Here is a 9,708-nt window from a genome sequence, read left to right on the forward strand (position 1 = left end):
GCATTAACTTAATAAAAGTTAATGCGTTTTAAGTTACATGAATAAAGAAAAACGTCACCAAATACTTACTCGCTTGCGCGATGACAACCCACATCCTGAAACGGAGCTTGAATATTCAAGCCCGTTTGAGTTGCTAGTTGCCGTAACACTCTCAGCACAAGCCACCGATGTTGGGGTAAATAAAGCCACTCGTAAATTATTTCCGGTTGCTAATACACCACAAGCCATTTTAGATATTGGCCACGACACGCTGCGTGATTACATAAAAACCATTGGGTTGTTTAATTCCAAAGCAGCCAATGTATATAAAATGTGCCAAATATTGGTAGATCAGCATAACGGTGAAGTGCCTGAGAATCGTGAAGCCCTAGAAGCCCTACCCGGCGTTGGCCGTAAAACTGCCAATGTGGTACTCAACACCGCCTTCGGCTGGCCCACCATTGCTGTAGATACGCATATATTCCGTGTATCAAACCGTACTAAGCTTGCCATGGGTAAAGACGTGGTAGCCGTTGAACAAAAGCTTGAAAAAGTGATCCCCAAAGAATTTAAAGTAGACGTACATCACTGGCTCATTTTACATGGACGTTATGTTTGTACAGCCCGCAAACCAAAATGCGGCAGTTGTATTATTGAAGACTTATGTGAGTTTAAAGATAAGACTGAGTAATGTTTAGACTGCTTTGATACGATAACGGACATTAGCATCAATAGTTTTCAGAGATATTTTTAGTATCCATTAAACGTAGAGCTATCATCATCTTGACAGTCAACTAAGCCGCCACATTGATCATATAAACTTTAATTAAAAACACCAGTAGAAACTAAGACTTCACTTTAGAATTCATTACTCTAAGATATATAACCCTAATCATAATGAAATAAGGCAATACGTTTTCTATTATTATGAAAAATCTATTATCCATCCGCTCCTATAGCACAAAGCCAGTTCGTCACTCACATCAATTTAATCAGTTGGTTCTACCTTTACGTGGTGTCATAAATATATGTGTTGGTGATTTCAATGGAAAAGTTGCACCAAGTGAATGTGTTGTAGTTAAAGCCAACGAAGAGCACCTGTTCACTGCAAACACTGAAGCTAGGTTTGTAGTCGTAGATATGAAAAATCTTCCGCTAAATATTTCATCTTCACAATGTATTGTTTTTGCAATTAACTCATCTCTTAGAAGTTACTTAACTTTTATCGAAAACCAACTAGAAAACAAAGTTAATGCTCAATTAGAACAGGCGATGTTCGAAATGTTCAGCTTACTGCTGGCAGAGCAAACTTTATTACCAAAGGTAGATAGTCGCATTGGTACAGCAATATCCTTCATAGAGCAAAATATTGCAGAGCAGCTTCAAATTAAATGTTTAGCTGAATCTGCTTTCCTGAGTGAAACACAGTTTAAGAAACTATTTAAAATACAAACAGGTATGACCGTGATGAAGTACGTAACAAAACTTCGAATGGAAAAAGCCCAAGCATTACTTACGCATACAGATTATCCGTTACCAATTATTGGTGAAAAAGTAGGTTATAAAGAACCCTCAGCCTTTAGCCGAAAGTTTTCACAATACTTTGGTCTATCACCAACTAAATTCAAAAAGTAAACTTAGTCGGAATTGTTAACTATTGCGTCTTAATTGTTAAAAACACCCTACATAATTAGCATACTATTTCTATATTGAAGTTATTATAAATAGGTCTCATTGTGGAAAATCATCACGGAAGTTTTAAAGGTGTTATGGCGATTATTGTTGCTAGTTTCTTGTGGGGGACAACTGGTACTGCTGCAAGCTACTCCCCAGATGTAAGCTCTTTGGCTATTGGTGCGTTCTCTATGGGGATAGGAGGAGTGCTACTTGTAATCACAGCTCGAAAAAAGCTACTTATAGATTATAAGCTGATGCTCGAACAGCCTAAAATATTTCTCTTAGGTGTCGCTTCTGTCGCTATTTACCCATTAGCATTCTATACCTCAATGCGCTTATCAGGTGTTGCCATTGGTACTGTAGTATCTATAGCCACTGCACCTTTTTTTGCTGGAATCCTTGAACGTCTTATTAGCAAAAAGGACATTTCATTGCAATGGATGTTGAGCTTTGTCATTGGTGCTATAGGTATTGCTCTGTTAACTTTAGGTAAAGACCAGAGTAATAATAATGCTTACAGTATCAATCAACAGGGTTTGGGGATTATTTTAGGTTGTATTGCTGGTTTAACTTATGCAGGTTATTCATGGGCGGCAAGGTGTTTAATTGAAAGTGGCGTTCACTCAACATCGTCCATGTCTGGGCTATTCGGTTGTGCTGCACTATTGTTACTTCCTTCATTATGGTTTACGAGTGATAACTTATTTTCAAGTTCATCTAATGCTTTCGTATCTTTATATATGGCAATAATTCCAATGTTTTTAGGATATTTATTATTTGGTTTTGGCTTGAATTATATAGATGCAAGTAAAGCGACATTAATCACCTTAATTGAACCATTAGTTGCAACTGTTTTAGCTATAGTCATTATTGGGGAAAAATTTAAAGTAATAGGTTGGGCAGGCGTAGCTTTAGTATCACTATGCCTATTGATGCAAACAATCAAACCTCAAAAAAAACTAAGGTTAGCCGTCAAAACAATGTAGATATATAGCCCTAAATATGCTCCTGAATTTGCTAAGGCTTAATGTCAGCATATGGCTAAAAGCAGTCCATAGATTTTCCTTTTGCTATCTACCTTAATTATCTTTTGGCTGGCCGACAATTGCAGTTGATACGCATATTTTCCGTGTATCAAACCGTACTAAGCTTGCTATGGGTAAAGACGTGGTTGCGGTTGAGCAAAAGCTCGAAAAAGTGATCCCCAAAGAATTTAAAGTAGACGTGCACCACTGGCTCATTTTACATGGACGTTATACCTGTGTGGCGCGTAAGCCAAAGTGTGGCAGCTGTATTATTGAAGACTTGTGCGAGTTTAAAGATAAGACTGAATAGCTCCCACCTGTTAAGATACGAAAGCGGACCTTAGCTTTGGCTTACCCAGCGTCAAGTTGCGACATCGCTGGCTTAAGTTGTGTCGATTTCCACCCAAAAAAAGAACAGATAGGTAGCAAACTGATCTTTTAAATAAATTACCCACAAGATGTGCTTAGTAACTGTCTTCAGTAAATTAATGTTACATCTATATTCTTGCAGGGGGTTATGAAGCAACCCCACTCTTGAACGATAAAAAAGCTAAATGTGCTGCCTTACCTGAACTGTAATTATCTAGATGACTCATCTTGTAACCTGCGTACAATAAACCTTCAAAAAAATAAAAACCCCAATCAACACAGAAGTGCTTACTTAATAACCCCTCATCTTTCGCAAGTTTTATCAATTCTCGTATCTCGTTATCTTGCTGTTGTATACGAACTTGAAGCTTTTCACTTTTCTGAAACATCTTCTCGAATTTTTGCAAAAAAGCGAATTCCTCGTATAACGGCAAAGTATTTTCGAATACAAGCCTAATAGCATCCAATGAGTCTTTAGCTTTATTTTCAACGGACATATTTACTTCATCAAAGCGGTCTAAACAATATAACGCAATCTCTTCTTGAAGCGCTTCCTTATGCTTAAATTGGCGGTACACCGTTGCTCTACCAACTTCAGCCCTTTTAGCCACGTCAACTAGCGTTGAGTCCTCGTTTTGAATAAACAGTTTTAACCCCGATTGAATGATTTTTTTTCTCGAATTATTTGTTCTTGCATCCATTTTATGAGACAGCCTTGTATCATCTATTAAGTTCCATTATGATACAGCAATGTCTCAAAAGTTAAAAATGAATTCTGTGGAGCAAGAGAGTGAATAGACTAATCGGTATTGACTTTGCAAGAGCGTTAGCGCTCTTTGGTATGGTTATTGTCAACTTTAAGTTAGCCATGAACGCCGATATTGGCACACCACAATTAATAGAGTTTGCGGCTCTATTCGAAGGTCGGGCTTCGGCTTTGTTTGTTATATTAGCGGGTATAGGTATTGCGTTTTTAACTAAAAAATGTGTTACCAGTGAATCACTTGAACACATCAAGCAAGTAAGAACCTCTTTGATAAAAAGGTCTGTTTTACTACTTTTGATTGGCTTGGCTTTTACACCTATTTGGGAAGCCGACATCTTGAAATTCTATGCATTCTATTTTTTGATAGCTGCATTATTATTTACTCTTAGCAGCAAGAAACTGCTCAGTGCATCTATCGGTTTTGTTTTTGCATTTCCATTAATGTGGCTATTCTTTGATTACGAAAAAGGATGGGATTGGCTTGAGCTTAGTTATTCTGGTTTTTGGACAACTGAAGGAGTGATTAGACACCTTTTCTTTAATGGTTATCACCCAGTTTTACCATGGTGTGGTTTCTTGTTATTTGGCATATGGTTGGGTAAACAAGATTTATCCAATGCTAATGTAAGGAAGTCTTTGTTTACATGGTCTTTAAGTATTTTACTTATTGTAGAAGCAAGCTTCTATATGCTGAGAATGTGGGCAGGAGATGACCCGTCTATTGGCATGTCAAAAGATGAAATTGAGTTTTTGTTAACCACGTCAATAATACCGCCGTTGCCACAATATATGTTTTCAGCTGCAAGCTCTGCCGTTCTTGTTTTGCTGGTTTCTCTAAAACTAGCAAGTGTATTTCCTACCAACCGGTTAATTGAGTGGCTAAGCAAAACTGGGCAGTTAACGTTAACTCTGTATGTAGCACATGTCATTATTGGCATGGGAATTCTTGAGGCAACTGGCTTACTCATTAATCAAACCATAGACTTGTCAATATTTTCCGCATTGGTCTTTTGCATAATTAGCATAATTTTCAGTGTGTTTTGGCTCAAGTATTTTAAACACGGGCCTTTAGAATGGATTTTTAAAAAATGCACTTAGTAGGCCAAAACATTGTTTTAAAAAACTAAAACTATTGAGACTGTTAGCTGTTTAATTAGGGTAAATAATGCTATGTCGATAGTAACAGTCAGGAAGTTAATAAAAGCATCCTATAGGTATTATCTTTTGCATCTACTTTTATTATCTTTCGGCTGGCCGACACAAACCTTGATAAGTTTGCTATGGGTAAGAACCTTGTTGAAGTAGAAAAGAAGCGCGAAAAAGTAGTGCCTAAAGAGTTTAAAGATAAAGCAGAATAGATCCGTAAATAAAAAGCGTTCATTTAGCACGATTGTTAATAATAAGCTCAATGATTAATTCGTATTCCAGTGTTACTTTTTTGTTTATTCAAAGTAGGTGTCTAACTTTGGCACCTTTCATTTTTCATACCTTGTAAATCAATTCAAATAAAATCTGTTTATTCGTGATTTGGCGTAATTATTGGAACATTTTCAAAGTATTAATTTCACAAGCGTCAATCCTTTAGTTATGCTGTTGAGCATTATGAAATTTTATTGCGAGAATTCCTATGCTACCAATACTTCGTATCTTGTTAATTGAGCAAGATCCAGTCACCTTACAAGAGCTTTCAACGAATCTATCGAAGACCATTGTCAATTTTGAGCGAGATGATATTCATATCGATATTATTGAGCGTCTTGAGCTAAAACAAGCGTTGGACATTGTAGAGGAAGATGGCGATATTCAGGCTGTAGTGCTTAGCTGGGATTTGCAAAATAAGGTTGGCGAACGCACTTATAGTCGCTTTATCGAGCAGTTAAAAGGGATCCGCCTTGAGCTGCCTGTTTATGTTATTGGCGATGATACGAAGGGGCTTGAAATCGTTAATGAGTCGGAGGAGATTGAGTCTTTCTTTTTTAAAGATGAGGTAATTTCTGATCCTGAAGCAATTTTAGGCTATATGATCAACGATTTCGATGACCGCTCAGAGACCCCATTTTGGACTGCGTACCGCCGCTATGTTGGCGAAGCAAACGATTCTTGGCACACACCAGGTCACAGTGGCGGCTCGAGCTTTAGAAATTCTCCTTATATTAAAGATTTTTATCAGTTTTATGGTCGTAATGTGTTTGTGGGCGACTTGTCGGTTTCTGTTGATTCGTTAGGATCATTATCAGATAGCACCAATACCATTGGCCGTGCGCAAGAGTCAGCAGCGGCGACGTTTGAAGTCAAGCATACCTATTTCGTTACCAATGGGTCGTCTACCTCAAATAAAATCATCTTGCAGACATTGCTGCGTAAGGGCGATAAAGTGATCATCGACCGCAATTGTCATAAATCTGTGCACTATGGCATTTTGCAATCAGCGAGTTTACCTGTTTATTTGTCGAGTATTTTAAATCCTAAATATGGCATTTTTGCGCCGCCGTCGTTGGCCGATATAAAACAAGCGATAGAACAAAATACCGATGCAAAATTGCTGGTTCTCACCGGTTGTACTTACGATGGCCTACTGAGCGATCTGAAACAGGTGGTCGATTTTGCCCATCAACATGGTATTAAAGTATTTATTGACGAGGCATGGTTTGCTTACTCGCTGTTTCATCCAAGCCTACGATACTATTCCGCCATTCATGCTGGCGCTGACTACGTCACTCATTCGGCGCATAAAGTGGTATCGGCGTTTTCTCAAGCGTCTTATATTCATGTTAACGACCCTGATTTCGATGCTGATTTCTTTCGTGAGATTTACAGTATTTACGCCAGTACATCGCCAAAATATCAGCTTATCGCGTCGCTTGATGTGTGCCAAAAGCAATTAGAGATGGAAGGCTATAAGTTACTCAATGCTTTGTTGAACCATGTGGAAGAATTTAAACAACAGATGGCTTCACTCAAACAAATTAAAGTACTAGGTAAGCAAGACTTTATGGAAATATTTCCGCACTTCAGTGGTGATAACATGGGTCACGATCCGCTAAAAATTCTCATCGACATAAGCGAATTACCTTATTCGTTAAAGGATATTCATAAATACCTGCTGGATGAAATTGGCCTAGAAATAGAAAAATACACTCACAGCACCATCTTAGTGTTACTGACGCTTGGCGGCACGCGCTCAAAAATAATTCGTCTTTACAATGCGCTCAAAAAACTCGACAGCGGTAAAGTGAAATTGTCAAAATCGACGCGACGATCTCGCTTGCCTGAAAACCTACCCGCTATAGACCTTGCGTGTATTCCAAGTGATGCTTTTTATGGCGAGCGCGAATCAGTGCCTATCGGTAAAAGTAACAACCGTATTTGTGCCGGTTTAGTTACCCCCTATCCGCCAGGTATTCCGCTTTTGGTGCCTGGCCAGCATATTACTGAGGAACACATAGAGTACCTTAAAGAGCTAGCAGGACAAGGTTTGACGATTCAAGGGAGTTTTGATGGTGAAATCTATGTTCTTAAGGGCAAAGTTAATAAGTAAAGATATACTTTAATACAGTCGAACTCCTCATAACTAAACAGCAATATCACATGATATTGCTGTTTAGTAGAGTAAAAAGCTGATCCTCACACTCCAAAAATAAATGAAGCCAGAATGCAATGATACAATTGAAGAACAAAAAAGCGCTTACACTTCTGCGGATTGCAGCTCTCATTGTTACTCTTACTAGCATATACATTTTTGCCCCTTGGCAGTTTGCTTTATATTACTTTCACCCACTGCCCGCTAATGTTCAAGCACAAACACAAGAGGCTATTGAACAAGGAGTCGATGGCATTATTGTGTATATTCATAAACAAGGACTGCAACCTGAATATTTTACAAATGGTTGGCATAATAGAGAGCACAAAATACCCGCTTACCCTAGTGCACTTTTTAAAATTGGCAGCATTCGAAAGTTATATGATGCAGCAGCTTTAACTAAACTTTCAGCCGCTGGACGTATTGATGTAGATAAAACACTGGCTGATTATCTTCCATCGTTAATTGGACGCATTGAAAACGCAGATAAAATAACACTACGAATGATGGTAAAACACAAAAGTGGCATACCCAATTACACAGACACTGATAATTTCGATTGGTCAATCACCTACCCTGACCCACTTGCATTAGTACTCGATAAACCCGCTGATTTTAGCCCTGATGCTGACTATGGCTATTCTAATACCAATTATTTGTTGCTGCGAAAAATTATGTCTAACGTGCTGGGTTATGATCATAACCAATATATTAAAGATGAAATTTTAACGCCTCTGGGCCTAACGCATACGTTTTCATCTGTACATGAAATCAATTTAGTAGATTTGATGAGTGGTTACTACGTAGGTTATGAGAATGATTTTAAAGCACTCGATCAAGGCTATGTGGCAACCGCACAAGATGTAGGCGACTTTATTTTTGCTTTAAACAAAGGCACTTTTTTCGACGAACAAGAGCAAGCTTTGTATGCATCACTTTATAAGTATGAACACACAGGTTGGGTATTAGGGTATTCAAGCATTGCTCGTTATTATAAAGATATCGATACAGTCGTTGTGCAGTTTATAAATACTAATGGCGATGATACTGTGATGCTCACAGAAATAATTTATAATCGGATTATTGATATTTTAACTGCGCAGCAATAGTATTTAAAACTAGCTGCGTTATAAAAATTTATATGAATTTTAAAGAGGATTTAAATGCGTTTACTACACACCATGTTACGGGTTGCAGATCTAGATAAATCAATTGCGTTTTATACTCAAGTACTTGGTATGAAAGAGTTACGCCGTGCTGATAACGAAGAGTACCGCTATACCCTCGCCTTTGTAGGCTACGGTGATGAAACTGACACAACAGTGCTTGAACTGACCTATAACTGGGATACCGACAGCTATGATTTAGGCAATGCCTATGGTCATATCGCGATTGAGTTTGATGATATCTATAAAGCCTGTGCTGATATCAAGGCCGCTGGCGGTAACGTAAGCCGTGAACCAGGTCCAGTAAAGGGTGGCACAACAGAAATAGCGTTTGTAAAAGATCCAGATGGCTACTCAATTGAACTTATTCAGAAAAAAGAAAATATGAATAAATTTTAGTAAATATATTTAATAGGTTTACTAAGCGGCTTTTTAATTATTTAAGCTTAACTCTGATACAATTTTAAAAAAGGTGCTATATGCACCTTTTTATCGTAATTGACTATCTTTACTGCCACGCCGATTAAGCCCTTTAGAAAGTGCGCCTTTACCTTCTAGTTCAACTTGGCAGCTTACACAATACTTAACACCTGGTAACGCAAGTCTTCGTGCCTGTGGTATTGGTTCATCACATTCTTCACATAGCTCGGCACTGGCTCCAGAAACTAAGTTACTTCTAGCATATTGCACAGCATCATTAACGCTGGCGTCGATTTGATCTTGAATTGCACCATCGCGTGCCCATCCACTTGCCATATAACCTCCTATTTATTTGGACGTTTATATGTAACCTAACATAGGTGAAGTTTATTTAAGCTGAATATAAGAAAGGGAAAGATGCTAATAAAATTTAGGAGTTATTATATAAAATATTTAATTTTGAGATTTTAACTTCACTGAATAATTCTGAGGTAATAATAGAAATGCAGATAAATTGATTTTAGATATTTTTAGTAAAAGCTGTCTTACTAATAAATAGTAGGTGGCGTATCAAGAGATTTTCACTCTTTTTAAAGTTGCGGATAGAGAGTGCGCTGTCACACTGCTGTATATATTACTTAAAGTAAGTAAGTGGCGTCCCCAAGGGGATTCGAACCCCTGTTACCGCCGTGAAAGGGCGGTGTCCTAGGCCTCTAGACGATGGGG

Annotated in this window: 9 protein-coding genes and 2 pseudogenes; 9 read left to right on the forward strand and 2 right to left on the reverse strand. The window is 38.0% G+C overall.

Annotated features, from left to right (window positions below; all coding sequences use genetic code 11):
- The first annotated feature begins 37 nt into the window (after positions 1-37).
- The 4 genes and pseudogenes from nth to QL984_RS06825 form a co-directional block, all read left to right on the forward strand.
- Entirely contained in the window at positions 38-670 is a 633-nt protein-coding gene (gene nth / locus QL984_RS06810) for an endonuclease III (protein ID WP_096038568.1), read from the forward strand.
- 236 nt (positions 671-906) lie between these two features.
- The gene (locus tag QL984_RS06815) at positions 907-1,614 is read left to right on the forward strand and encodes an AraC family transcriptional regulator (protein ID WP_016900424.1); all 708 of its coding nucleotides are present in this window, start codon (positions 907-909) and stop codon (positions 1,612-1,614) included.
- 134 nt (positions 1,615-1,748) lie between these two features.
- The gene (locus tag QL984_RS06820) at positions 1,749-2,642 is read left to right on the forward strand and encodes an EamA family transporter (RefSeq protein ID WP_171046556.1); all 894 of its coding nucleotides are present in this window, start codon (positions 1,749-1,751) and stop codon (positions 2,640-2,642) included.
- 100 nt (positions 2,643-2,742) lie between these two features.
- Positions 2,743-2,991: pseudogene (locus tag QL984_RS06825) on the forward strand (endonuclease III); the annotation flags it as partial.
- A gap of 205 nt (positions 2,992-3,196) precedes the next feature.
- Here the strand turns inward: QL984_RS06825 and QL984_RS06830 are convergent.
- Positions 3,197-3,751, reverse strand: a complete 555-nt coding sequence (locus QL984_RS06830) for a TetR/AcrR family transcriptional regulator (RefSeq protein ID WP_028834979.1) — start codon at positions 3,749-3,751, stop codon at positions 3,197-3,199.
- Between the two features lie 89 nt (positions 3,752-3,840).
- On the opposite strand from QL984_RS06830, the gene QL984_RS06835 reads away from it, so the two are divergent.
- The 5 genes and pseudogenes from QL984_RS06835 (at position 3,841) to gloA (ending at position 8,961) form a co-directional block, all read left to right on the forward strand.
- Complete coding sequence (locus QL984_RS06835) at positions 3,841-4,914, forward strand: DUF418 domain-containing protein (protein WP_138764757.1); 1,074 nt, start codon at positions 3,841-3,843, stop codon at positions 4,912-4,914.
- Positions 4,915-5,057: 143 nt separating this feature from the next.
- Positions 5,058-5,159: pseudogene (locus QL984_RS06840) on the forward strand (endonuclease III); the annotation flags it as partial.
- A 284-nt stretch (positions 5,160-5,443) separates the two neighbouring features.
- On the forward strand, positions 5,444-7,354 hold the full coding sequence (locus QL984_RS06845) for an aminotransferase class V-fold PLP-dependent enzyme (protein WP_013465293.1): 1,911 nt from the start codon (positions 5,444-5,446) through the stop codon (positions 7,352-7,354).
- 119 nt (positions 7,355-7,473) lie between these two features.
- Positions 7,474-8,505: a serine hydrolase domain-containing protein gene (locus QL984_RS06850; protein WP_096038570.1), complete on the forward strand. Its 1,032-nt coding sequence runs from the start codon at positions 7,474-7,476 to the stop codon at positions 8,503-8,505.
- Positions 8,506-8,559: 54 nt separating this feature from the next.
- The gene (gene gloA / locus QL984_RS06855) at positions 8,560-8,961 is read left to right on the forward strand and encodes a lactoylglutathione lyase (protein WP_024602990.1); all 402 of its coding nucleotides are present in this window, start codon (positions 8,560-8,562) and stop codon (positions 8,959-8,961) included.
- Positions 8,962-9,051: 90 nt separating this feature from the next.
- Here gloA and QL984_RS06860 read toward each other — a convergent pair whose 3' ends face one another.
- Positions 9,052-9,318, reverse strand: a complete 267-nt coding sequence (locus QL984_RS06860) for a DksA/TraR family C4-type zinc finger protein (RefSeq protein ID WP_024602991.1) — start codon at positions 9,316-9,318, stop codon at positions 9,052-9,054.
- Positions 9,319-9,708 lie beyond the last annotated feature (390 nt).

This window comes from Pseudoalteromonas sp. APC 3495 (assembly GCF_030407645.1).
GTDB lineage: Bacteria > Pseudomonadota > Gammaproteobacteria > Enterobacterales > Alteromonadaceae > Pseudoalteromonas > Pseudoalteromonas tetraodonis.

Excerpts from the sequence above, each read along its gene's own strand:
- nth (WP_096038568.1), top strand. The coding sequence starts at position 38 with ATGAATAAAGAAAAACGTCACCAAATACTTACTCGCTTGCGCGATGAC.
- QL984_RS06815 (WP_016900424.1), top strand. The coding sequence starts at position 907 with ATGAAAAATCTATTATCCATCCGCTCCTATAGCACAAAGCCAGTTCGT.
- QL984_RS06820 (WP_171046556.1), top strand. The coding sequence starts at position 1,749 with ATGGCGATTATTGTTGCTAGTTTCTTGTGGGGGACAACTGGTACTGCT.
- QL984_RS06830 (WP_028834979.1), bottom strand. The coding sequence starts at position 3,751 with ATGGATGCAAGAACAAATAATTCGAGAAAAAAAATCATTCAATCGGGG.
- QL984_RS06845 (WP_013465293.1), top strand. The coding sequence starts at position 5,444 with ATGCTACCAATACTTCGTATCTTGTTAATTGAGCAAGATCCAGTCACC.
- QL984_RS06850 (WP_096038570.1), top strand. The coding sequence starts at position 7,474 with ATGATACAATTGAAGAACAAAAAAGCGCTTACACTTCTGCGGATTGCA.
- gloA (WP_024602990.1), top strand. The coding sequence starts at position 8,560 with ATGCGTTTACTACACACCATGTTACGGGTTGCAGATCTAGATAAATCA.
- QL984_RS06860 (WP_024602991.1), bottom strand. The coding sequence starts at position 9,318 with ATGGCAAGTGGATGGGCACGCGATGGTGCAATTCAAGATCAAATCGAC.